This is a genomic window from Gemmatimonadaceae bacterium (assembly GCA_036003045.1).
GTDB lineage: Bacteria > Gemmatimonadota > Gemmatimonadetes > Gemmatimonadales > Gemmatimonadaceae > JAQBQB01.
Window position 1 is genome coordinate 111185 of record DASYSS010000017.1, and the last position, 22908, is coordinate 134092.

General features: G+C 65.0%; 17 protein-coding genes. 3 read left to right on the top strand and 14 right to left on the bottom strand.

Annotated features, from left to right (window positions below):
* The first annotated feature begins 44 nt into the window (after nucleotides 1-44).
* Nucleotides 45-323, top strand: a complete 279-nt coding sequence (locus VGQ44_02615; GenBank protein HEV8445678.1) for a hypothetical protein — start codon at nucleotides 45-47, stop codon at nucleotides 321-323.
* Between the two features lie 104 nt (nucleotides 324-427).
* Here the strand turns inward: VGQ44_02615 and VGQ44_02620 are convergent, their stop codons facing one another.
* From VGQ44_02620 to VGQ44_02665, 10 genes are all read right to left on the bottom strand, one after another.
* Nucleotides 428-3718, bottom strand: a complete 3291-nt coding sequence (locus VGQ44_02620; GenBank protein HEV8445679.1) for an efflux RND transporter permease subunit — start codon at nucleotides 3716-3718, stop codon at nucleotides 428-430.
* Complete coding sequence (locus VGQ44_02625; protein ID HEV8445680.1) at nucleotides 3715-4857, bottom strand: efflux RND transporter periplasmic adaptor subunit; 1143 nt, start codon at nucleotides 4855-4857, stop codon at nucleotides 3715-3717. Before VGQ44_02625 ends, VGQ44_02620 begins: the two co-directional genes overlap by 4 nt.
* Entirely contained in the window at nucleotides 4854-6542 is a 1689-nt protein-coding gene (locus VGQ44_02630; protein ID HEV8445681.1) for a TolC family protein, read from the bottom strand. Before VGQ44_02630 ends, VGQ44_02625 begins: the two co-directional genes overlap by 4 nt.
* A 33-nt stretch (nucleotides 6543-6575) precedes the next feature.
* The gene (locus VGQ44_02635; GenBank protein HEV8445682.1) at nucleotides 6576-7187 is read right to left on the bottom strand and encodes a helix-turn-helix domain-containing protein; all 612 of its coding nucleotides are present in this window, start codon (nucleotides 7185-7187) and stop codon (nucleotides 6576-6578) included.
* 270 nt (nucleotides 7188-7457) lie between these two features.
* Nucleotides 7458-8114, bottom strand: a complete 657-nt coding sequence (locus tag VGQ44_02640; protein HEV8445683.1) for a DUF4142 domain-containing protein — start codon at nucleotides 8112-8114, stop codon at nucleotides 7458-7460.
* Nucleotides 8115-8285: 171 nt separating this feature from the next.
* On the bottom strand, nucleotides 8286-11441 hold the full coding sequence (locus tag VGQ44_02645; GenBank protein HEV8445684.1) for an efflux RND transporter permease subunit: 3156 nt from the start codon (nucleotides 11439-11441) through the stop codon (nucleotides 8286-8288).
* A 69-nt stretch (nucleotides 11442-11510) separates the two neighbouring features.
* On the bottom strand, nucleotides 11511-12923 hold the full coding sequence (locus tag VGQ44_02650) for an erythromycin esterase family protein (protein HEV8445685.1): 1413 nt from the start codon (nucleotides 12921-12923) through the stop codon (nucleotides 11511-11513).
* Nucleotides 12924-13023: 100 nt separating this feature from the next.
* A complete protein-coding gene (locus VGQ44_02655) occupies nucleotides 13024-13971 on the bottom strand; it encodes a LysR family transcriptional regulator (GenBank protein HEV8445686.1) in 948 nt (315 codons plus the stop codon).
* A 149-nt stretch (nucleotides 13972-14120) separates the two neighbouring features.
* Entirely contained in the window at nucleotides 14121-14648 is a 528-nt protein-coding gene (locus tag VGQ44_02660) for a type II TA system antitoxin MqsA family protein (GenBank protein ID HEV8445687.1), read from the bottom strand.
* The gene (locus VGQ44_02665) at nucleotides 14645-15178 is read right to left on the bottom strand and encodes a hypothetical protein (protein ID HEV8445688.1); all 534 of its coding nucleotides are present in this window, start codon (nucleotides 15176-15178) and stop codon (nucleotides 14645-14647) included. The genes VGQ44_02660 and VGQ44_02665 overlap by 4 nt, the downstream gene beginning before the upstream one ends.
* On the opposite strand from VGQ44_02665, the gene VGQ44_02670 reads away from it, so the two are divergent.
* Nucleotides 15077-16069, top strand: coding sequence for an IS1595 family transposase (locus tag VGQ44_02670; protein HEV8445689.1), 993 nt, complete (start codon nucleotides 15077-15079; stop codon nucleotides 16067-16069). The two genes, VGQ44_02665 and VGQ44_02670, sit on opposite strands and share 102 nt — an antisense overlap.
* A 227-nt stretch (nucleotides 16070-16296) precedes the next feature.
* On the opposite strand, the gene VGQ44_02675 is transcribed toward VGQ44_02670, so the two are convergent.
* Nucleotides 16297-17022, bottom strand: a complete 726-nt coding sequence (locus tag VGQ44_02675) for a hypothetical protein (protein ID HEV8445690.1) — start codon at nucleotides 17020-17022, stop codon at nucleotides 16297-16299.
* A 306-nt stretch (nucleotides 17023-17328) separates the two neighbouring features.
* Between VGQ44_02675 and VGQ44_02680 the strand changes: the two genes are divergently transcribed.
* Nucleotides 17329-17493 carry a hypothetical protein gene (locus VGQ44_02680; protein ID HEV8445691.1) on the top strand — a complete coding sequence of 55 codons (165 nt, stop codon included), beginning with the start codon at nucleotides 17329-17331 and terminating at the stop codon, nucleotides 17491-17493.
* Between the two features lie 156 nt (nucleotides 17494-17649).
* Here VGQ44_02680 and VGQ44_02685 read toward each other — a convergent pair whose 3' ends face one another.
* The 3 genes from VGQ44_02685 to ettA all read right to left on the bottom strand — a co-directional run bounded on the left by VGQ44_02685 (nucleotide 17650) and on the right by ettA (nucleotide 22870).
* A complete protein-coding gene (locus VGQ44_02685) occupies nucleotides 17650-18414 on the bottom strand; it encodes a hypothetical protein (GenBank protein HEV8445692.1) in 765 nt (254 codons plus the stop codon).
* 273 nt (nucleotides 18415-18687) lie between these two features.
* Nucleotides 18688-21102, bottom strand: coding sequence for an ABC transporter permease (locus tag VGQ44_02690; GenBank protein HEV8445693.1), 2415 nt, complete (start codon nucleotides 21100-21102; stop codon nucleotides 18688-18690).
* An 88-nt stretch (nucleotides 21103-21190) separates the two neighbouring features.
* Nucleotides 21191-22870, bottom strand: a complete 1680-nt coding sequence (gene ettA / locus VGQ44_02695; protein HEV8445694.1) for an energy-dependent translational throttle protein EttA — start codon at nucleotides 22868-22870, stop codon at nucleotides 21191-21193.
* Between the last annotated feature and the right edge of the window lie 38 nt (nucleotides 22871-22908).

Sequence of the window (22908 nt, forward strand, 5' to 3'; positions counted from 1 at the left end):
GCCTGGCTCCTTTGCCGTGGGCCGGTCAGGGACCCATCAACGTGATGGAGGCACAGCTTCTCCTCGAGCAGAACAAGACGCGAGAAGCCGCCCTGCTGTTCGATTCGCTCTCGTGTCAGCACGACTTCGGCGACAACACGTCTGAACTGGCGCGAGGCACTGTGTGGATGCTGGCGCGAGCCGCCGGCGCTCGTTTCGCGCGCGGCGACGATGCGGGCGCCATCGTCGAGCTCAAAGCCGCGATCTACTCGACGAACATCGGTTTCACGCGGACGAACTACGAGCTGGGAGCGCGCCTACATGCGACAGCGGCGAGCCCGTGAAGCGATCGCGATTCTAGCCCCCGCGCTCCGCGGCCCGATCGAAGCGCCGGACGGGCGGACCGGTAAAGCCGCGGCGCACTTAGCCGTACCCGTCCACCCGTAGTTCAGTCCCCCGCCGCCGGAACCGCGTGCTCCGCGGTCATCTGCTTCGGCTTCGAGCCGATCGCGCGCATGAAGGCGGAGCGCCATTCGTCGAGAATCTCGTAGCCCGTGGGAATCACGAGCAGGGTCAGGAACGTCGACGTGATCACACCGCCGATGACCGCGACGCCCATCGGAGCGCGGAACTGCGCGCCTTCGCCACTGCCCATCGCGACGGGAATCATGCCGGCGATCAGCGCGAACGTCGTCATGAGAATCGGACGAAGGCGGATCGCGCCGGCTTGAATCAGCGCCTCGCGCAGCGGGACGCCGCGTTCTTCACGCGCCCACTTTGCGAAGTCGATCAGCAAGATGGCGTTCTTCGCCACGATGCCCATGAGCAGGATGACGCCGATGAGACTCATGATGTTGATCGTCATTCCGCTAATGGCGAGCGACAGCATGACGCCGATCAGCGACAACGGCAGCGACATGAGGATCGCGACCGGGTCGATGAACGAACCGAATTGCACGACGAGAATGAGGTACATCAGCAGCACGGCCAAGCCGAGCGCGGAGAAAATCTGGCCGAACACCTCGGCCTGTGATTCCGCGTCGCCGCCGATCGTGTAGTGCACGCCCGCCGGCAGCCGCGTCCTGTTGAGCAGCGCTTGAATGTCCGCCGTGACGTCGCCGGCGGCGCGCCCGGACGTGTTCAATTCGACCGTCACGACCGGTTCGCGATTGAGATGGTCGATGATCGCCGGCCCAAGCCCTTGTTTGATCGACGCCACTTGACCGAGCGGCATCGTCGCCGGCAATCCATTCGGACCGGCGACGATCATCGGAAGACGCTCGAGGTCCGACGCGCGCTGACGCGATTCGGGCGTCAAACGAACGGTGACCTTGCGCGACTTGCCGGTCGGGTCGATCCAGTAGCCGGCGTCGATCCCGGCGAAGGCCGGACGCAGCGACTGCGCGACCTGTCCGACGGTCAGGCCAACCGAGCCGGCCACCCCGCGATTGAGGTCGATCTCGAGCTCGGGTTTCTGACCTTTCGTCGAGAGTCCGATGTCCACGGCACCCGGGATCTTTTCGACGCCTGCCTTCACCATGTCGGCCGCCTGCGCCAGCGCGGCGACGTTCTGGCCGCGCAGTTGCAGTTGGATCGTCTTGAAACCGCCGTTGAAATCGTTCGTGAACACCGAGATGGTCGCGCCCGACATCTGCTTCGTCTCATGGCGCATGACCTCGGCGAACTGCTCCGCGGAGAGGGGCCGCTTGTCCTTCGGCACGAGGCGAACGTAGATGTTCCCCTCGTCGACGCCGCCGGTCGCCTGATTGCCGAGCGTCGTGTATGTGTACAGGACGAGGTCGGAGTGCGCGCGCGCGATGCGCGCCGCCTCTTCCGCCTTGAGCCGCGTGTACTCGAGGTTGGAACCGGGCGGGGTCTCGATCGCCATGATGAATTCGGAGCGGTCGTCGTCCGGGAAGAAGCCCGTCCCCACCGTGCGAATCGGTGTGACCTTCTGCGGCAGCCAGCCAAACGCCGCGAGACCGACGATGACGATTACCGTGCGCGGGAGCCAGTGCATGCGTTTGCGCGTGAACGCGTACACGACGATCGCGATGCCCACGACCGCCGCCGCGAGCCCGCTCAAGCCCCGGGTGGGCAGCAGGAAGGAGGCGAAGAACGTGAGCGCCGCCATCATCATCATCGCGACGCGGTGATCCAGCGCCCATGCGATCACGCGCTTGTAGTCTTCGGCGCGCGCGTTGAACCAGTGGTTGAACTTGTCGAGCTGCCGCGTGATCCAGCCGCGCTCCTCCGGCGGCCGATGCGGGTCCGGCCAATACGCCGACAGCATTGGATCGAGCGAGAACGACACGAAGAGCGACACGGCCACCGACATGGCGATCGTCAGCGCGAACGGCTTGAACCACTGGCCGCCGATGCCCGGCATGAAGCCGATCGGCACGAACACCGCGAGGATCGAGAACGTCGTCGCGGCGACGGCGAGACCGATCTCGTCGGTGCCGTCGTGCGCCGCGCGGAAATGGTCTTTCCCCATCTCGACGTGACGCACGATGTTCTCACGGACGACGATCGCGTCGTCGATGAGAATGCCTATCGCAAGCGACAGGCCTAGCAACGACATCGTCTCCAGCTTGAAGCCGAGTGCCCAGACGGCGATGAAGCTCGCCAGTACGGAAATCGGCAGCGCGACGCCGGTGATGACTGTCGACCGCCACGAGTTCAGGAAGAGGAAGACGACGAGCACCGTGAGCGCGGCGCCCAAAATCAGCGCCTCGATGACGTTTCGCACCGCGTGGTCGACGCGGACGCCCGAATCCTTCACGAGATCGAACTTCGTCCCGTTGGGCAGCGTCGGCTGAATGTCTTCCAACCGGGCGCGGACGCGATTCGCGACGTCGGTCGTGCTGTATCCCTTCGCCTTCTTGACGTCGATGCCGATCGCTTCCTTGCTGTTGTAGATCGCGAGCGTGCGCGGCTCCTCGGTCGCGTCCTTGATCGTCGCGACCTGCCCGAGGCGCACCAGCTGCCCGTTGCGATCGGCGACGATCAGGTTCTCGAACTCGGCCGGATTGTCGAGGCGTCCTCGTAAGCGGATCGCGCGCTCGTCGAGGTCGCCGTTCACCCGGCCGACCGGCGCGGCGAGGTTCTGCAGCTGGAGCGCCTGCACGACTTCGGCGACGCTGATGTTCGCGGCCTGGAGCTTGTGCGGGTCCACTTCGACCGTGAGCTCACGTTCGACCTTGCCGAAGATCTGCACGTCGGCGACGCCCGGAAGCGCGCGCAACTCTCGCGTGATGCCCGGATCGGCGAGCCGGGTCAGCTCCGCCGGCGACAGCACGGTCGAGGAAATGGCGAGCGAAACGATCGGCCGATCGGTGTCGTTGAACTTGTTGACGATCGGCTCCTTCATCTCCGTCGGCAGATCCGACCGGATCGACGAGATCGCGTCGCGCACTTCCTGCGAGGCGACGTTGAGATCCTTGTCGAAGAAGAACTCGATCATGATCATCGAGTAGCCGTCGTACGCCTTGCCCATGATGCGCTTGACGCCCGAGATGGAGCCGATCTGCTCTTCGACCGGCTTCAGCACTTCGCTCTCGACGACGTCGGGCGACGCGCCCGGATACACGATGCCGACCGTGAGGAACGGCGGATCGACGTCCGGGAACTCGTCGGTCTTCAGCTTGAACAGGGCGAACGTTCCGAAGATCACCATGGCGACCATCGCCACCACGGTGATGAGCGGCCGCTTGATTGCGAAATCTGAAATAATCATGGCTTGCGCTCCGTGTCAGCCGCGACCGCGCTGACTTTGACCGGCGTCTTCTCCGAGATGCCGCGCGCCGCGCCGAGCAGGATCGTGTCGCCCGGTTGCACGCCGCTCTTGATCTCGACCGTCTCCGTGGCCGCGTCGCGAATCCCCAACTCCACCTCTGTCTTCGTCACGAGGCCGTTCCTAATCTGCATCACGAACGGTTTCAACCCGCTCTCGTCCACCGCCGCCGTCGGCACGACCGGCGCCTTGCGCACTTCGCTCGCCACGTGGCCGTCGGCGAAGAGGCCGCCCACCAAAGCGTTGTTCTCGTTGGGCAGCGAGACGATGATGCGCACCTGGCGCGTCGCCGGATCGGCCACCGGATTGATGTTGGCGATGTGGCCGGTGAACGCGCGGTTCGGATAGCCGTTGACGGTGAAATCCACCGGCGCGCCGACGTGAACCGCGGAGAGTTGATCCGCCGGCACCGACGCCTCGAGCCGCATCGTCGCCGGATTCACGATCACGTACAGGGCGCCGCCCGGCTGCACGACGTCGCCCGCGCTCACCTGCCGCGCGCTGACGATGCCGGTGAACGGTGCGACGATCGTCGCCTTGCTCAGCTGCTTGTTCGCGTTGGCGAGAATCGACTTCGCGTTCGCCAGCTGGGCCTGCGCCGCCGACAGCTGGTTCTGCGACATCTCGAGGTCGCGATCGGCGATCGCGCCGGCCTTGAGCAGCGCCGTGTTGCGATCGACCTGCCGCTTGTCGAGATCGACCGTGTTTTGGGCCGTGGTCGCCGCGGCCTGCGCCGACAACACGGACTCCTGGAGCGTCGCGTCGTCGATGCGCGCCAGCGTCTGGCCGCGCGAGACGCGCTGTCCCGCTTCGGCGAACGTTTGGAGAATCGTTCCGCCGACTTCGGCCCGCACGTTCGCCTGCTCCTCGGGCTGCAGCGTGCCCGAAATCGCCGGACCCGAACGCAGCTGCTCGCCCTTCACGACCGCGATGTTCTCGGGACCGACGAGCATCGCCGGCGGCGTCGTCGCCGCCTTGCTTGCCGGTGCGCCTTTGCACCCCACCACTACGAGCGCCAAGGACAACACCGCGGGGGTGAGGGTGGTTAGACCGCGGCGCGTAGCGCTCTTCTTTCGGTTCATGGCTGAATGCTCCCTGGGGGGGGGGGTCCACCGGCGCCACTGGTCGAGCGCGCGGCTTGATTTGCCGAGTTGGTTTGTTGTTGTGATTGATTCAACTGCTGTTGTTGCTGCTGCGCGTTGGCGTTCTGCCCCGAGACCGCACCGGTGCCGGTTTGCTGGATCGGGAGGTCGCGCAGCAGCGCGAGTCGGACGCGCGCGACGGCGAGATTCCGCGCCGCCATCGCCCGGTTCGCCAGCGACTGCTCCAGCAGCAGTCGCGACTGCGTGAGATCCGTTTGCGTCGAGATCCCCTCGCGGAACCGCACTTCGTCGATCGCGTAGGTCTTCTGCGCCTGTTCGGCGGTGCCCTTGCTCGCTTCCCACGTCGACTGCGCTTCGGCCAGCTGGTTCAGCGCGACGCGTGTGTCGAGCGCCGCGAACTGGCGCGTTTGCTCACGCTGCGCGCGCGCCTGCCGCAACCCCGCCTCCGCGATCAACTGGTCGCCCTTGATCCGCCCGCCGTCGAGAATCGGAAAGCTGGTCTGAAGACCGACCGTCCAGTTGTTGACGCCGAAGTTGGAGCTCGGGAAGAGTTGCTGCGGGAAGTAGAGCCGCTGGAACGCCGACACGATCGCCAGCGTCGGAATCCGCTCCGCGCGCGCGACTTTGATCTGCGCTTCCGACGCACGCACCGCCTCGTCGAGTTCGCGAACCGGCGCGCGGCCCGAGACCGACGTGTCGACGGCCGCCGACGCGATCGACGGAAGGTTCGGACCCTGCGGCGTCTCGATCTGCGTCGTGAGCGACACGACGTTGTCGAGCGGCATGTTGAGCAGCTGCTTCAACCGGAGATACGCGACCTCGCGGTTCGACCGCGCCTGAATCGCGACGGGCAGCTGGTTGTCACGCGTCACCTGCGCACGCAGCAGATCGTACTCCGCGGCGTTGCCGACTTGCCGCGCGACTCGCGTCTGCGCGAGCACGACTTCCGTCTGCGCGACCGATGAATCGGCGATCGCCACGAGCTGGTCGGCGAGCGCGGCGTCGTAGTACGCCGACGTCACGTCGAGCGCCGTCTGCGCGCGCTGCGCCGAGACTTCGATGTTCGCCGACGAGAGCTGCGCGTTCGCCGCGTCGGCCTGCGCCGTGATGCGGCCGCCGGTGTAGACGTTCTGCGAGAAATTGAGTCCGACCGTCCATTGGTTCTTCGCGCCGAAGCTCGTCTTGCTCAGATCGAAGCCCACGCCCGAGGTGGACGATTGGCAGCTCGCCGATTGGGCCAGCGCGGCAAGGCGCTGGTCCGGCGTGGCGTTGGCCGGAATGTTCGGCGCGCAGAGCGCTTGCAGCTGCGGCTTGGTCGTGTCCACCGGCGTGGCGGTGCCGGAGAAGCTCGAGAACTGCGACTCGAGCGTCTTGTTGTACGCGGCCGACGCGTTCAGTTGCGGAAAGAACTGGCTGCGCGCCTGATAACGCTGCCCCGTCGCGCGAACGACGTTCGAGCGCGCGACCTCGATGGTCGGACTCTGTGCCTCCGCCAGCCGCAGCGCGTCGTCGAGTGAGAGCCGAACGGTGGCTCCGACGGCCGCGCCTGCGGCTGGGGAAGTGGGGGAAGTCGGTTGTTGTGCGACGAGCGGAACGGCGCAGACGAGCGCCGTGGCGAGCGTCAACGACGCCCGCGCGAAGCGGATATGTCCTTCGGTCTTCATGGGACTCGGTGGGTAAGAAGTCATGCGAGCGCGTCAGTCTCCGGCGGCTGACCGCGCGACTTGCAGTGGGCGCGCCCGGTCGATGCCGAGCGCGCGGACGACGATTCCTACGTATTTCGCGGCGGCTTCTGATTCAGGCTCGGGGAAGACGTGCTCCATCATGTCGCGACAGATCGCGTCGCCGAACATCGCGCTCATGAGCATCGCGCGGACGGTTTCGACGTCGACGTCTCGGTCGGCCCAGCCGCGGTCCTGGAGCCGTCGCATGTAGTTCGAGAGAATCCTTCCGGCGCACGTCGGGCCTTCGCACATCGTTACCGCGGCCCCGGGTCGTTCCTCCGCCTCGCCAACCGACGTCCGGATGATCGCACGGTTCTCCCTGAGGTGGCCCAGGACTCGGCGAACCCACTCGGTCAGTTCTTTCACCGGGTCGACCGGTTCGTCGGGGAGCTCGGGGATCGGAGTTTGAGCGTTGTGAGCAGCCATCAACGCTTCGAACAGAGCGGCCTTGGAGCCGAACGTTCGGAAGAGCGTGACCTCGTTGACGTCGGCTTCGATCGCGATGAGGCGCGTCGTCGCGCCCCGGAAGCCGTGCTGGGCATAGACTCGCGTCGCGGCTTCGAGGATGCGGGCTCGGATATCCATGGCGAGGATCCTAAGGCCGCTCCGGTTGCGATGCAAGTACCTACTTGCTTCGAGTCCGATACATCGGAACCCGATTCCCGCCCTCGACAGGACCGAACGGCAAACGCTCCAAACGGCGAGAGGGCGGCAAAAGCGAGTCGATCCCCCGATTCGCTCCTACCGCCCTCGTCGCCGTCTGGCGATCTAGCCCTTAACTGCCTTCGCTCGTGGGCCCGTTGGCCCTACCCGCAACTTCGCTCTTGGGCTTCTTCGCTCTTGGGCTCTTTCGCCCTACGGTTTCTTCTTCGCCGAATCCGTCGTCGCCGCTCCCGCGAGCTTCGACTGGATCGACTGTGCCTTCTCGAGGTGCGCCTGGATCGTCGGCTGCGCCTTCGTGATCAGCGCCTTGAGGGACGTGTCCTGAGCCGCGCTGCCCGCAGTCTGCAGAAGGTTCAGCACCGACTGGTGCACCGCGACTTCGTTGTCGATGTAGGCCTTGTCCCAGTCCTTGCCCTTCGGCATCGACGTCAGGTTGTCGTGCATCTTGGCGGAAGCCGTCGCGAGCGTGTCGTTCGACGGCGCCTGCGGCGCGAGGTTCTCCTTCTTCGCCAGATCCTGTCCCGCGACGCGGAGCTTGTGATGGTCGCGCTCCATGTCGCGCCCGAATTCCTTCACCGCCGCGCTCGTGGCCTTCGTCGACGCCAGCTTGCCCATCGCGCTGTCGCCCGCGTTCGCTTCGTCGAGCAGCGCGACGATGTTGACGTCGGTCAGCGTCGCCGTCGCAGCAGCTGTCGTGTCGGTCGTCGGCGTCGCCGCCGCCGGCTTCGCCGTCGTGTCCATCGCGGCGAGCGTATCAGAATTCCTTGCACTCTTGGTGCACGCCGCCGCTACCACGGCCAGTGCGCACGCGCTGATGATTGCCATGCTTCGAGCAGGGCGTTTCGACATGGGTTCCTCCGCACGGTTGAGACGCCCCGGGCTCTCCAGGGCCGCCTCCACCATTGGCAAGATCCGTACGCACCGCTCCGGTCGGGCCGATCGAACCGGTCCGCATGCGTGCTCGACTGTATTTCCCGGTCCTCACGCGTGCTCGACCGTATTCGAGTTCGCTAAACCGCCTCAGTCACCGGGCTCAGGCACGGCTTCGGGCAGATGCGCGCTCGCGCGTCGGCCGAATCGCGCGAGCGTTCGCTCCCGCCACTCGTCGAGAATCTCGTAAACGGTCGGAATCACGACGAGGGTGAGCACGGTCGACGTGATCACGCCGCCGATCACCGCGCGGCCGAGCGGCGCGCGAAAGTCGGCGCCTTCGCCGAGTCCCATCGCGACGGGGACCATGCCGGCGATGAGTGCGAGCGTCGTCATGAGAATCGGGCGGAGCCTTATTCGGCCCGCCTCGATCAACGCGGCGCGTCGATCGAGGCCGCGTCCCGTGTGCGACCACTTCGCGAAGTCGATCAGCAGAATCGCATTCTTCGCGACGATGCCCATCAACAGGATCACACCGATCAGACTCATGAGGTTCAGCGTATCGCGCGTCACGATGAGCGCGAGCACGACGCCGATCAGCGACAGCGGCAGCGATACGAGGATTGCCAGTGGATCGAGGAACGATCCGAACTGCACGACGAGAATCAGATACATCAGCATCACCGCGACGCCGAGGGCGATGAAGATGTTGCTGAACACCTCGTTTTGGCTTTCCGTCTCGCCCCCCAGCGAGATGTGGTATCCGGAGGGCAGCGACAACCGGTTCACGGCCTGCGTCACGCTACGCGACACGTTGCCGAGCGACGCGCCCTCCACGTTCGCGCCGATCGTCACCACGCGTTCGCGCTGGTAGTGGTCGATCTGCGACGGCCCGGTACTCGGTGTGATGTCCGCGATCTGCCGAAGCGGTACGTACGCCGGCATCCCCGTGCCGGGCGTGCCGGCCTGTGCGGGTGTGACGAGTACCGGCAGTGCCCCGAGGTCCGCGGCATTTTCGCGCGCCGACGGCACGAGCCGAACGTGCACGTAGCGCGAAATCCCCGCGGGATCGACCCACGTTCCAGCGTCCACGCCAGCGAACGCGAACCGCAGTGACGACGCGAGCTGACTCACGCTCACGCCGAGCGTGCCGGCAAGGCCGCGATTGACGCGCACGTTGAACTCGGGCTTCTGCCCCTTCGTCGAGAGACCGACGTCGACCGCGCCCGGCACGCCCGACACGATCTTCGCGATCTGTGCCGCATAGCTGTTGAGAACGGCCAGATCGGGACCGCGCAGCTGCAACTGCAACTGTTTCTGCGCTCCGCCGAATCCCGACGCGAACGTGAACGCCGTCGCGCCGCCGACTTGCCGCATCTCGGTGCGCAGAATCTGCCCGAGCTCGTCTTGGCTCATTGCCCGCTCTTTCTTGGGCTTGAGGCGGACGTAGACCGTGGCGTTGTCCGCTTCGGAAGATCCGCTCGTGCTGCCCACCGTCGTGTACGTGTAAGCGACCTCCGAACGCGCCCGGATCATGCGCGCGATTTCCTCGGCCTTGAGCGAGGTATAGTCGAGGTTGGACCCGGGCGGCGTTTCGATCGCGATGTTCAATTCGCTCTGATCGGTCACCGGCACGAACGCGAAGCCGCCGATCAGAACCTGCAGCGCGATCGCGAAGATGAACGACGCGGCGGCCAGGGCGACCATGGTCCAGCGGTGGTCGAGCGCCCACGCGATGACCGATTTGTAGCGATCGGCCTGGCGATCGAACCACATGTTGAAGCGGTCGAGCGCTCGCGCGATCGGATTGCGCCGCTCATGCGCCTCGAGCTGCGGATCGGGCCAGTATGCCGAGAGCATCGGGTCGAGCGAGAACGACACGAAGAGCGACACGAGCACCGCGGCCGCGATCGTCAGCGCGAACGGCTTGAACCACTGCCCCGCGACGCCGGGCATGAAACCGACGGGCACGAACACGGCGACGATCGAAAACGTCGTCGCGGCGACGGCGAGGCCGATCTCGTCGGTTCCTTCGTGCGCCGCGGCCATGTGGTCGGCGCCCATCTCGACGTGTCGCACGATGTTCTCTCGCACGACGATGGCGTCGTCGATCAGAATGCCGATCGCCAGCGACAGCCCGAGCAACGACATCGTGTTGAGCGTGAAGCCGAGCATCAGCAGCGGCACGAACGCCGAGAGCACCGATACCGGCAGCGCAAGACCGGTGATCACCGTCGAGCGCCACGAGTTCAGGAAAAGGAACACCACGAGGACCGTGAGAAGCGCGCCTTCGACGAGCGCCTCCTGGACGTTGCGCACGGAGTTGCGGACGCGCACACCGGCGTCGCGCACGATCTCGATCCGCGTTCCCGGCGGCATCAGGCGCTGCAAGCTGTCGACTCGCGCCCTCACGCGGGTCGCAACCGCGGTCGTGCTGTACTCGCGCGATTTCACGATGTCGAGACCGATCGCCTGTCGTCCACTGAAGTACGCCGCCGACAGCGGCTCGGCGGCGCCGGCTTCCACGTTCGCCACCTGGCCGAGGGTGACGAGTTGTCCGTTGCGCGCCGAAATGACGAGCGCCGAGAAATCCTCCGGCCGATCGAGCCGTCCTTCCAGTCGGATCGAGCGTTGCTGGAGCGCGCTGTTCACGTTGCCCACGGGCGCGGCGAGGTTCTGCGCGCGCAGCGCGGCCACGACCTGATCGATGCCCACGCCCAGCGACGCGAGATCGGTGGGGCGGACGTTGACGTTGAGCTGTGCGCTGTCGCCGCCGACAACGTTCACCTGCGCGACGCCGGCGATCGCCCGCAATTCTCCGGCGATCGTCTGATCGGCGATCTGCGTGAGCTGCGGCGGCGACAGGACGCTCGACGTGATCGCCAGCGAGACGATCGGCAGCTGATTCGGATCGAAGCGCTGAATGATCGGCTCGATGATCTCGGCCGGAAGTTGAGCCCGCACCGCGGAGATGGCGTCGCGAATGTCCTGTGTCGCCTGGTCCACCGGCTTCGAGAACACGAACTGCACGATGATCTGCGCGAAGCCGTCCGTCGCCGTCGAGTTGATTTTGTCGACGCCGCTGATGCCGGAGATCTTGTCTTCGATACGTGTGAGGACTTCGCGCTCCACGACGTCCGGGGACGCGCCGGGGTACGCGATCGCCACGAACACGATCGGCGCGTCGATGGCGGGGAACTCGTCGGTGTCGAGCTTCGTCAGCGCGGCGAGGCCGAACACCACGAGCGCGATCATCGTCACTACGGTGACGATGGGCCGCCGGATCGCGAAGTCTGAGACGAACATGTCAGCGTCCTGAGTCGCAACATGGGTGCCCGGCGCCGCTCGCGACGGGCCGGCCCGACGCGCTCGGGATCACTGATGCACTGGTGTCGGCGTCCTCACGAAAACGATCGCGTCGAAGTTCGTCGGCAACTCGATCGTGGTTTCGAACGCTCCGGGTAACACCGGTGAATACAGCTCGTTGATGAGGCGCATTTGCCGCGGCCCGCGCAGCCACCCGCCGGCCTTGTCGCTCGGAAGATTCCGCGCGTCGAGCCAGAACGCGTCGCCCGAGGGGGACGGCGCGCGATTCAGGACATCCTCGTACGAGTTTGGCGTGGGACGAGCCACACGCGTGTCGGAGAATCCCGGCTCTCCGCTGCCGCGTCCGCCGGAGCCGCGGTTCACCGATGGGACCCGCGCTCGAAGCATTCCCCCGCCGACCGCGAACGCGACGGGGCGGTAGGCGGCCGTAAGACGCTGGCCCAACGGGACGCCCGTTTGCACGGTGGTGCGCTCGAGCGTGAGACGTCCCATCTCTACGTCTCCGCCCCATAGCACGATGCGGCCCTGCGGCCCGAAGAGGTTCGCCAGGTACATCACGTGTTCCGCGTTGCCTTCCTGTCGCGGCAGATGGCGAAGGCCGACCGCCACATGATGCTGGATGAGGCGCGCCATTTCCTCGGCGTACGCCAACTGCGCGGCGGCTCCCGCGCTTTTTGCACGAGCGCGTGCCGCAACCACGCTGTCGAGGGCGGCGCGCGTCGCCGGCGCGCAGGCATTCCAGAAGGAGCTATCCGCGGCGCGACCCTCGAGCCCGAAATGCGCCGACTCATTTTCCGCCACGCATGCGTAGCTGCGCGTCAGCCAACCGCGTGTGGCGACGTCGATCACCGAGTCGGGCAGCGTGACGATCGTCCGAACCGCGAGTTCGGCGGTCGGGATCTCGAATCCATAGAAGTCGATCTGCTTGTCGGAATGCAAATGATTCCAGTCGCGCAGGGCGTTCACGAACGCCACCATCTCGCGCGTATCGAATCGCCACGAGCCGAGCGCGCGCAGAAGACGCCGCACGTCGTTGGGGTTGCCCGGACCGCCGCGCACGTACCGATCGATCTCGAGGGCTTCGGGCATCGGAGCCTGAACGGCGACCGCCTTGAAGCCCGAATCCGAGAGCGCGACCAATGTGCGGCGCACGACCTCCGGGAACTCCGCCGTTCCCTCAGTGAGCTCGCTGAGGCCGAGGATTCTCGCCCCGCTCGCGATCGCGGCGACCCCGCGCCGCTCGTCGGCCGAGGGCGTCGAATCGTGGAGCGCAATCGGCGCAGCGTGCGATTCGACCCACGCGAGCGCCGCGGTCGCTGAGTCGCTGAGCGCTGGAGGGGGTGCCGGTGGCGGTGGCGGCGGGTGGCTGCATGCCGCAGCGGCGAGTGACGCGGCGAGGGCAAGCTGGCTCACGCGATACAACATCGGAAAACCAGAACGGCGCGAGGTCGTGCGTGTCATCGTGAATTTCCGGGGCGCGCCAGCGGCGCGCGTTCTATTGTGATCACTCGAACTTATAGCCTCTCGGCGTCTCGCCCTCGTGCTCGCACCGCGCGCGCGATCAAGAAGGCGTAAAGCCCCCCGCCGAGACGCCTGTCGCGTCGGATTCAACGTCGCCACTCGACGCCTCGTCCAGCAGCAGCTCCAGCTCTCGCGCAGCAGGACTGATACCCGGGACGCGCGAGCGCAGCCTGAGCCGCGAGAGCACCCGGCGAATCCCGAACCCGTCGACCGGTACAATCGCGAGTCGGCCGAGCTCGAGCAGATCCGTCGCGGCCACCCGAGACACGACGCCGAGGCCCAGCCCTGCGGCGACCCCTTGTTTGATCGCCTCACTGCTGCCGACACGCATGGTCCGAAGCCGGACGCCACGGTCGGCGAACGCGCGCTCACCGGCGCGTCGAATCGGGCAGCGTCTGTCGCTCACCAGGAACCGGTAGTCGGCGAGATGTTCCGGGACGACTCGGTCGCGGGAGCGGAGGTCGTGGTCGCCCGAGGCGACGACCACCAACTCGTCATCACGCCAGGGAACGACTTCGACGAGTTCGTGCTCGATTGGATACTCGCTCAATGCGACATCAACGTGCGACTCTAGCAGCAGTTTGAGAACAGTTTCGTCGTCGACTTGCCTCGCCGTGATCATCACGGTCGGCCGGCGGCGATGGAACCGCGCCAGGACTGGCGGCAGAAGGTAGGTCGCGATCGTCGGGCTGGCGGCTACGCGGAGACGGCCGCGCTTCAACCCTCGGATCTCCCTCAGCTCGCGCTCGGCAAGTCGCTCGATGCCAAAGATTTCGCGCGCTCTGGCGTGAAGTGCCCGGCCGGCCTGGGTGAGACGCGGCGTTCGCCCGTTGCGGTCGATGAGGCGAACGTTGAGGCTGCGCTCGAACTCACTCAGCGACTTGGAGATCGCCGGCTGGCTGAGGCCGAGCTGTGCGGCGGCTTTTGTGAACCCGCCGTGATCGACGACGGCGGTAAACAGCCGGAGGTGGTGGAGATTGATTGACATTACCTATTCTGGGAAGTGTGTACTTGGCGCACGGCCCCCAAAGTCGGCCGAGAAGTCATAGGCGGAATGCATCTATGACTTTTCGTTATGAGCCGGAACGGCACAAAGAAAACGGCCTGCCTAAGTCGCGGCAGGCCGTGCAGTTGGGTCTAGCCGACCTTAGCCGGTTCTGGCGGGTCGTTGGCCTTCCATCCGTGGCCGTGGCTGCGATGCACCGCGACCGACGGCAGTTTATCGGGGGGCGGATCGACCTCAAGGGACTGGAGAAATTCAAAGACGATATAGTCGTCGGTCGGCTGATGCCCGAGCACGATCATGCGCAGCAACCGATCGGTCGGCGCCGACATTGCGTTCGCCCCTGTTTCCCACCTGCTGACAGTTTCGCGGGTGACGCCCATCGTCGCCGCCAGGGTGATCGACGAAAGCCCCACGTGCTTCCGAAGGAAGCGGATCTCGGATGGGGCCAGCATGCGTGGCTGCTTGACGAACATCGCCGCGAGCAGGGCATGCAGTTGGCTCAGGCGTGGAATCCCAATCTCCTCATAGCCGCACGCCTCGCATCGCGTCACTTCGACACCATGCAGCTCTACGTGGTGGAGTCCAGCGATGTCGTATCGGATGACAGCCTGTCGGTCGGTCGTCACGGGGCCGCCGCCGCACTCATCGCATTTCGTCATTTTTTCCTCCACATGGTGACCACGCGCAATCGTTCACGTGACTTGAAAACGAAGACCAGGCACATCTTCGGTGTCACCACCCTGTACCGCAGTTCTCCATTGATGTACTCGGGAGCCGCGAAAACCCCTCCGCGAAGCATGTTCCGTGCATCAACGACATCGAGCGGGCCGAGCGAATCACCGGCCATCTCCTGCTTTGCATGCCCCGAGAAAATCACTACCCCCGTATCAACGATCTGGTTGGCAAGCTTCTTCGCCTCCGGACCGCTCATTGGAACAAGTGTCGGATCGTCGGACGGCGGCTCCGGCTTATGTGACATAATATCACACTGTGAGGTAACGGCAAGTAAGGGGCCGGATAGCCCCCAGGCCGCCGAGGAGGGGAATTTGCTACTTGACGCACAGACGTGCGCCAAGTATAATATTACATGGCCAACCGCAAAGCTGGAACCGCCAAAACCGCCGTCCTCGCCAATCTCCCACGGGCATGCTCGGACGAGCGCACCGCCGTTGAGTTCTTCGAGGCGCAACGTTGGGGTTCAGCCCCCAACTGCCCGCATTGCGGCGATACGGACGTCGTAATGATGAAAGCGAAAGACGGTTCCCGGAATGCCCGGTATCTCTGGCGGTGTCACGGTTGCAAGCAACAGTTCACCGTCAAAGTCGGGACGATTATGGAAGGCTCGCCTGTTCCGCTGCGCCACTGGGCATACGCTTTCTATGAAGCGTGCAAGTCCAAGAAGGGCGTCAGCGCGAAAGAAATCGAGCGCCAGTGCCACGTCACGTACAAGACCGCCTTGTTCATGATGCATCGCATTCGTTGGGCAATGGCACCAGCGAATGCGAACGAACCGAAGCTCGGGCAGGACGGCGGCATCGTCGAATACGATGAAACGTTCGTCGGCGGCAAGCCGCGCGGCCTGCCAAACTACATGGCCCACCTTGGCCATCGGAAAATGGGAATGCGCCCCGATTTCAAAGAGCGCAAAACCCCGGTGGTCGCCGGCATCGAGCGCGGCGGTCGCGTGAAGGCGCGCGTCGTTGACGACACGAAGGCGGAAACGCTCGGCGCGTGCGTGCGCGAAATGGTCGATCCGTCAGCGACGCTGATGACCGACGAGAAGCGCGCCTATGAAGCGATTGGTCGCGACTTCGCCGCGCACCACACGATCAAACACTATCGCGGACGTTGGGCGGATGGGGATGTGACGACCAACCGCATCGAAGCTTTTTGGGCGCTCCTGAAGCGGCAGATTCTCGGGACGCACCACAGCGTCAGCAAGAAGCACCTGCACCGTTACGTCAGCGAGGTGGAGTTCAAGTTCAACACGCGCGGCATGGATGACGGCCAACGCACGGTGCTCGCGATTCAGTCGGCCGACAACAAGCGCCTGACCTATCGGAAGCAGGTGGACGGATGAACGTCACGTCCGCTATTTTTGAAAAAGGTCCAGCCGGGCGTGGTCTTGGACACCGCACCCGGCTGGGGACGAACCGCGAAGGGTTGGACTCCTTCACGGGGGGGTGGAGCGTTCGAGGATTGAACCCGACGGCGGAGATTCCAAGGCCCCAGCCGGTCACCAGACGCGCCCCACAATTGTTTTATCACAGCGGTCCCGGCGCCTTCACGGCGTCGCGGATCGTTGTGTTACTTCAAACCGCGAAGCGCCATATACGCTCGCACCTGAGAGTCGATGTAGTTCCACTCAGCCAACGACAGATCGGCGGGAACCGGAACCGCAAGCGTTCCACGGCTCGGCAGCTGGATCATGAAATCATCGGGGCTGGACTGTCGCGCGTCAGCGCGCCCGCCCTCATCGCGACGCGGCACTTCGGTATCGCTCTTCGTCCCGTTCGTCGGCTTTCCGTTTGTCTTGGCCTTCGCCGGACGGTCGCCCGATACGACGCTGAGTCCCCGCGCCTTGAAGTGCGGCGAGAACGTACATCCGGTCGCTGTCAGCCCGTCGAGATAGAAGCGCAGCGATTTCCGAAGGACGGAGCCGCTGACCCCGCCGTTGTCGCGGAAACGATCGACCAGCTGCTTAAGTGTCGCGCGGTCGGTATCAAGGTCGCCGATGATTTGTTGGTAGTGGCCGAGGAACACGGCCTTCCACTCGTGGACCCACGTATCCGTGCCGACGCTCGACGCCAAATCGTGCAGCGACTGGGTCACGGTGCCCGTGTCGTCGATCAGATCGAAGAAGCGGAGCGCGCCGCGCACCTGACTCTTCGCGGTGCCGGACATCTTCGTCATGACGCTGGCGTCGATCTGCGAAGGGATCGCGGTGTTTTTCAGCGATTCAAGGAAGCCGACGAATGTCTTCCACGGCGCGTACGGCGGGGTTTGAACGGCTTCGGCTGGACCGGCGGTCATGGCAACCTCGTGGTTTGCGCGAACGCCTATATCTAGCGGAGGGTCATATGATGGGTCAAGTGGGTCAAGAATTGGGCAGAGGGGATGATGTCATCGTCCGTGCCTTCGGAGATGAACCGGTCGCCCTTTTCGTGGTATCGGACGACGGGGAGTATATCACCGTCGCCAGCCGTGACGGCGTCGCGACGGTGCGATTCCCCAGGGCGTGCGTCTTTCGGTTCGATTCCGCGCTTCTGAGCGCCATGAAGGCCGCATTCGACCGAAAAGAAGCCGATTTGCTCAAGTCCCTTTGGAGGAACCTCGTCCGTGCCTAAAAAGCCCAAGCGAGCGCCGAAAAAGCGAGGCCCAAAAGCCGACATGCTGGTCATCGACCGGAACTGGAAGGACGCTGTGAGCGACGCCATGAAGCGGGGAAAGCCGCCCGCCGAAGAAGCGAAGCCGCCAAAAAAGAAACGGGCCTCGAAGAAGTGAGGCCCGCTCTAAAGGGTGTTACCCTGTTAACCCGGAGGGATGGTGTGCGGCAAGTACATAGTTCCCCCTATTCTCATCGAAGCGCGAGAATAATGTATTGTCTTTATGACATCCCCACCACCTTGGACGCCTGTTCTCTCGTCCGACGGGCTACGGTCAACCGTGGCCGCTGTGGTCGTGATCGTCGTGGCCGTCGTGATTCTCATCCTCGAACGCGTGGAACGACGTGCCGATGCGCGCGATGAACTGGCCCATCAGCGACGGCGTCGCGTTGAGCTTCGACGGGTCCAGCAGCGAGCCGTCCGTGTTCGTGAACCACGTCGCGAGCGGTACGGTGACCGTGATCGACGTCGCCGTGCCTGCTGCAACCACGAGAGGAGTCGTGAATTGAATCTCTCCGCGCACCGGCGTCGCGACCGTGACGTCGAACGCGGTGCCGTCGAACGTTCCCTTCAAACGAACGAACGCCAGGCGGAGCTCCAATTCTTGGAATGTGCCCGCGGGAATCGCGTCGGCCGGCACGCTCACGATGCTTCCGTCGAGCGGCAGGTCGATCGACGTCGGACCGATCTTCATCTCGCCGCAATCGTCGCTGCCGCTGCCATTGTGGTCGCCATCAGCGCTCGCGCTTGCACTCGGACTCAGGTTGTCGTTGGCACCTTCGTTGTCGTCGGCGCACACCGCAGAAGACGCCGGCTTCAGCTCGGCGCGCGAAACGGTGATCGTCACCGCGCTCAGAACCAGTGTGTGCCCGTTGATCGTGATCGGCGCCGCGTCGGCGAGTGCGCCGAGCTTCGGGCCGGTCGTGAACGCCAACTGACTCGATGACGTCTTTACGCTCGTGGAGTCGCTGCACGCCGTGGCGAGACCTGCGAGCGCCACCAGCGATGCAATTCCGTACGTCGTTCGTGTGTGCCGCATACGTCGTGTCCCTCGCGAAGCTTGTGGGAGATACCGCAGGAGTCGCGGCGGTCGGGTCTGCATTCGCATGCATCGGACCGCCGTTACCGCGTGAATCTTCTTTGCACGACATAGGTTCCTCGCCGCGCGATCGTGTGAGGATTCACATAAGCACGACGTGATGCCGCGCACACTTCGCTCGCATGCGTAAAAATTCTTGCGCGTCACCGATGCGCAGGTCGTCGGACGATGTCGGCGAATCCCCGACGGGGGATGCGTCCGCTCGCGTGTCCGCTAGTCCGCGCGGAGCGCGTTCGCCGGATCGATCTTGGTGGCGCGGCTCGCCGGCGCGTACGCGGCGACCAACACGACGACGAGCAACGCGGCGCAGGCGGCGGCGAGCGCGACCGGATCGGCCGGGCTCACCTCGAACAAAATCGAGGACAACAGCCGCGACGTGCCGAAGGCCGCGACGAGGCCGACGAGTGCTCCGATGCCGGAGACGCGCAGCGCGTGAATCAATACGTCGCGGCGAAGTCGTTCGGGCTCGGCGCCCAACGCCATACGAATCCCGAGCTCGCGTGTTCGTTCGCGCACGATCGACGCCATCAAACCGTAGAGGCCGATCGCCGCGAGCAACAGCGCCGCCACGCCGAACACCGACATGAGAAGCGCGCTCATTCGCGGTTGCGACAACGGGGCGTCGAGCAGCTCGTCCGTGGGATGGACGTACCACAGCTTCAACTGCGGATCGACGGCGGCGACCGCTTGTCGCATCGCCGGCAAGACGCTCGAAATGTCGCCGCGAGTGCGCATCGCGAAACCGAACTGCCAGAAGCCCATCTGGCGCCACGGGACGTAGATGAGCGGCACGACGGTCTTCAGCGCCCGAATGTGCGCATCACCGGCGACGCCGACCACCGTCCGCCACGCGGTACTGTCCGACAGATAGTGAATGCGCTTGCCGATCGGATTCTCCCCGGGCCACAGACGCTTCGCCGCCATTTCGCTCACGACGGCAACCAGCGGTGCATTCTCGCGATCGGCGTCGGTGAACGCTCGACCGCGCAGAATCGGCGTACCGAACGTGCGGAAATAGTCCTTGTCTCCGCTCAGCTCCGGATAGAACCCGTTCGACGCGTACTCACTCGGCGACTGTCCCTCCTTGTCGACGCGACCGAGGAACACGTTTTCACCGACCAGCGGCGGGATGAGCGTCGGCGTCAGAGCAACGATTCCGGGAATGGCTCGCCAACGGTTGAGAATGTCGTCGCCGAGTGGATAGTACTTCGACACGGAGTCGTATTTCTTGGACGGCCATGAGACGGAGAGCTGGGTGAGGTGCTCCGGCGTGTAGCCGAGGTCGATCGACTCGAGGCGCAGGAGGCTGCGCGCGAGGAGCGCGCCGCCGGCGAGCATCACCAGCGCGAGCGTCGTCTGGCCCGCGACGAGCACGTGACGGAAGCGACGCCGCGCGGCGGAGTCTCGCCCCGAGCGCGAATCGAGGCGCAGCGTCGACGCGACGTCGGTGCGTGCCGCGAGCAGCGACGGAACGACGCCGAACAACAGCACGGCGAGCATCGTCACTCCGACCGTGACGAAAATCGGCGCGCCGGACAGTCCGATCACGTCGAGTCGCGGCAGACGCGATGGAGCGGCGGCGATCAATAGCTGAATCAGCGCCACCGCGCACAACAACCCGAGTATGCCGCCGCCGACCGCGAGCAACGTGCTCTCCAGGAGAAGTTGCCGCGTGACGTCCGCGTACGTGGCGCCAAGCGCGCGTCGGATCGCGAGTTCGCGCGTGCGCGAGTTGGCGCGGAGCAGAAGCAACCCGCCGACATTCACGCAGGCGATGACGAGCAACAGGATTACGGCCGCGCTCAGCGCGATGAGTGCGGGCCGGATGTCGCCAACCATCGCCTGCGTGAATGTCTTCACGTTGGCCCCGTTGATCCCGTTGCCGGTGCGCCACGGTGGTATCGGATTGCGCTTGATGATGGAGACCACCTCGCTCGCCGCCGCGGAAGGCGTCGCGCCCGGCGCGAGACGAGCGATCGCGATCGTGCTGAAGCCGGTGTTGCCGGTGTCGGGCGACGGCCATGGCAGCCAATAGCCCGCGCCGTTCGGAAAATCGAGGCCCGGCGGCGCGACGCCGACGATCGTGTACGTGAGCTGCGAGTACGGCTCGTACAAGTGGTGGCCGACGATCTTCGGATCGCCGCCGAACCACTGTTGCCAGTTCTGGTAACTGATCACGAGCGACGGCGGCGCTCCGACGACGTCATCTTCGGGCTTGAGCATGCGTCCGAGCGCGGGCCGCGCGCCGAGCACATCGAAGAAACCGCCCGACACGACCACCCGGCCCAGCGTCAGCGTGCGATCGCCGTCGACCAATGGGCCTTGCGACGTTCCCCAGTGCGCATAACCGCCGACCTCGCGGAGCGTCCGGCTCTGCCGCTTTATGACCTTCAGATCGCTCTTGACCAGCCCGAACTCGACGGTTGGATCCCTGTAGGTCGACAACACGACCACGCGGTCGGGGTTGGGAACCGGTATCCGCTGGAACAGCACGGCGCGGAACACGGTGAACACGGCGACCGCCGTCCCGATTCCCAGTCCGAGGATCGAGAGGGCCGCCGCCGTGAACGCCGGTGTACGGCCGAGGCCACGAAGCGCGATGCGAATCGAGCGGATGGAGTCGGTCATCGGTCCTGGAGGATTCCGTTCGAGTGACGCGAAGAAAGACGCCGTCGGACTTCAAGACACGCGGTGCTGCCGGAACCCTCTCGCGGGGTCAGGTGCGCACGAGCTTCTTGTAGGCGACGCGATGCGGCTGGTCGGCGTCGGCGCCCTTTCGTTTGTGAAGATCGTCGACGTACGACTGATAGTTCCCTTCGTGCCACACGACCTCGCTGTTCCCCTCGAAGGCGAGGATGTGCGTGGCGACGCGGTCGAGGAACCAGCGGTCGTGCGAGATCACCACGGCGCATCCGGCGAAATCGACGAGCGCATCCTCGAGCGCGCGCAGCGTGTCGACGTCGAGATCGTTCGTCGGCTCGTCGAGCAGGAGCAGATTGCCGCCGCTCATGAGCGTTTTCGCAAGGTGCAGCCGGTTGCGCTCGCCGCCCGAAAGCAGCCCGACTTTCTTCTGCTGATCCGTGCCCCTGAAGTTGAAGCTCGACAGATAGGCGCGGCTGTTGAGCTCCTTGCGCCCGACCATGATCTGCTCTTGGCCGCCGGAGATCTCCTGCCACGCGCTCACGTCGGAATTCAGCGTGCGATTCTGATCAGTATAGGCGATCTGCACCGTCTCCCCGACCTTGAGAGAGCCCGAATCCGGCTCTTCCTGATCGACGATCATCTTGAATAGCGTCGTCTTGCCGGCGCCGTTCGGTCCGATGATGCCGACGATCCCGCCGCGCGGCAGCGCGAACGAAAGTCCGTCGATGAGCAGCTTGTCGCCGAACGCCTTGCGAAGGTCTTTCGCATTCACGACGTCGTTGCCCAGCCGCGGCGGCGGTGGGATCACGATCTCGTGCTGCATGATCTTTTCGGCCGTCTCCTCCGCGACCATCTCCTCGTACTTCTGCACGCGGGCCTTGTTCTTGGCTTGGCGCGCACGGGGAGCGAGACGCACCCAGTCGAGCTCGCGCTGGAGCGTGCGCTGGCGGGCCGACTCCGTCTTCTCTTCCGCCGCGAGGCGCGTCCTTTTCTGGTCGAGCCAGGACGAGTAGTTCCCCTCGTACGGAATGCCGTAGCCCCGATCCAGCTCGAGGATCCAACCGGCGACGTTGTCGAGGAAGTAGCGGTCGTGCGTGACGGCGACGACCGTGCCCGGAAAGTCGTGCAGGTAGCGCTCGAGCCACGCGACGCTCTCGGCGTCGAGGTGGTTCGTCGGCTCGTCGAGGAGCAGCATGTCCGGCTCCTCGAGCAGCACGCGGCAGAGTGCGACGCGGCGTCGCTCACCACCCGACAGCGTCGTCACGTCGGCGTCGGCCGGCGGCAGACGCAGCGCGTCCATGGCCACCTCGATCTTGTTGTCGAGATTCCACAGGTCGTGCGCGTCGATCTGCTCCTGCACGCGCGCCTGGCGCGCGAGGAGTTTTTCCATCGCCGAGTCGTCCATCGGCTCGGCGAACATCATCGAAATCTCCTCGAACTCTTTGAGAAGCCGGCGCTGCGCCTTCACGGCGAGCTCGACGTTGCCTTTGACGTCGAGCGAGGCGTCGAGCTCCGGCTCCTGCGGCAGATAGCCGATGCGCGTGCCTTCACGCGGCCAGGCTTCGCCCTGAAAATCGTGATCGACGCCGGCCATGATGCGGAGCAGCGACGATTTCCCAGATCCGTTGGCGCCGAGCACGCCGATTTTCGCGCCGTCGTAAAAAGAGAGCCAAATACCGCGCAGGATCTCCCGCGATGGCGGGACGACCTTGCGCAGGTCTTTCATGACATAGATGAACGTCGGAGGAGGCACGTGAGACGGGTGGGCTGGGGGGCCGGTAGGCCGGGGGC

Bases quoted from the DNA above. Each gene is read 5' to 3' on its own strand.
- VGQ44_02615 (HEV8445678.1), top strand. From the start codon at position 45: ATGGAGGCACAGCTTCTCCTCGAGCAGAACAAGACGCGAGAAGCCGCC.
- VGQ44_02620 (HEV8445679.1), bottom strand. From the start codon at position 3,718: ATGATTATTTCAGATTTCGCAATCAAGCGGCCGCTCATCACCGTGGTG.
- VGQ44_02625 (HEV8445680.1), bottom strand. From the start codon at position 4,857: ATGAACCGAAAGAAGAGCGCTACGCGCCGCGGTCTAACCACCCTCACC.
- VGQ44_02630 (HEV8445681.1), bottom strand. From the start codon at position 6,542: ATGAAGACCGAAGGACATATCCGCTTCGCGCGGGCGTCGTTGACGCTC.
- VGQ44_02635 (HEV8445682.1), bottom strand. From the start codon at position 7,187: ATGGATATCCGAGCCCGCATCCTCGAAGCCGCGACGCGAGTCTATGCC.
- VGQ44_02640 (HEV8445683.1), bottom strand. From the start codon at position 8,114: ATGTCGAAACGCCCTGCTCGAAGCATGGCAATCATCAGCGCGTGCGCA.
- VGQ44_02645 (HEV8445684.1), bottom strand. From the start codon at position 11,441: ATGTTCGTCTCAGACTTCGCGATCCGGCGGCCCATCGTCACCGTAGTG.
- VGQ44_02650 (HEV8445685.1), bottom strand. From the start codon at position 12,923: ATGACACGCACGACCTCGCGCCGTTCTGGTTTTCCGATGTTGTATCGC.
- VGQ44_02655 (HEV8445686.1), bottom strand. From the start codon at position 13,971: ATGTCAATCAATCTCCACCACCTCCGGCTGTTTACCGCCGTCGTCGAT.
- VGQ44_02660 (HEV8445687.1), bottom strand. From the start codon at position 14,648: ATGACGAAATGCGATGAGTGCGGCGGCGGCCCCGTGACGACCGACCGA.
- VGQ44_02670 (HEV8445689.1), top strand. From the start codon at position 15,077: ATGGCCAACCGCAAAGCTGGAACCGCCAAAACCGCCGTCCTCGCCAAT.
- VGQ44_02675 (HEV8445690.1), bottom strand. From the start codon at position 17,022: ATGACCGCCGGTCCAGCCGAAGCCGTTCAAACCCCGCCGTACGCGCCG.
- VGQ44_02685 (HEV8445692.1), bottom strand. From the start codon at position 18,414: ATGCGGCACACACGAACGACGTACGGAATTGCATCGCTGGTGGCGCTC.
- VGQ44_02690 (HEV8445693.1), bottom strand. From the start codon at position 21,102: ATGACCGACTCCATCCGCTCGATTCGCATCGCGCTTCGTGGCCTCGGC.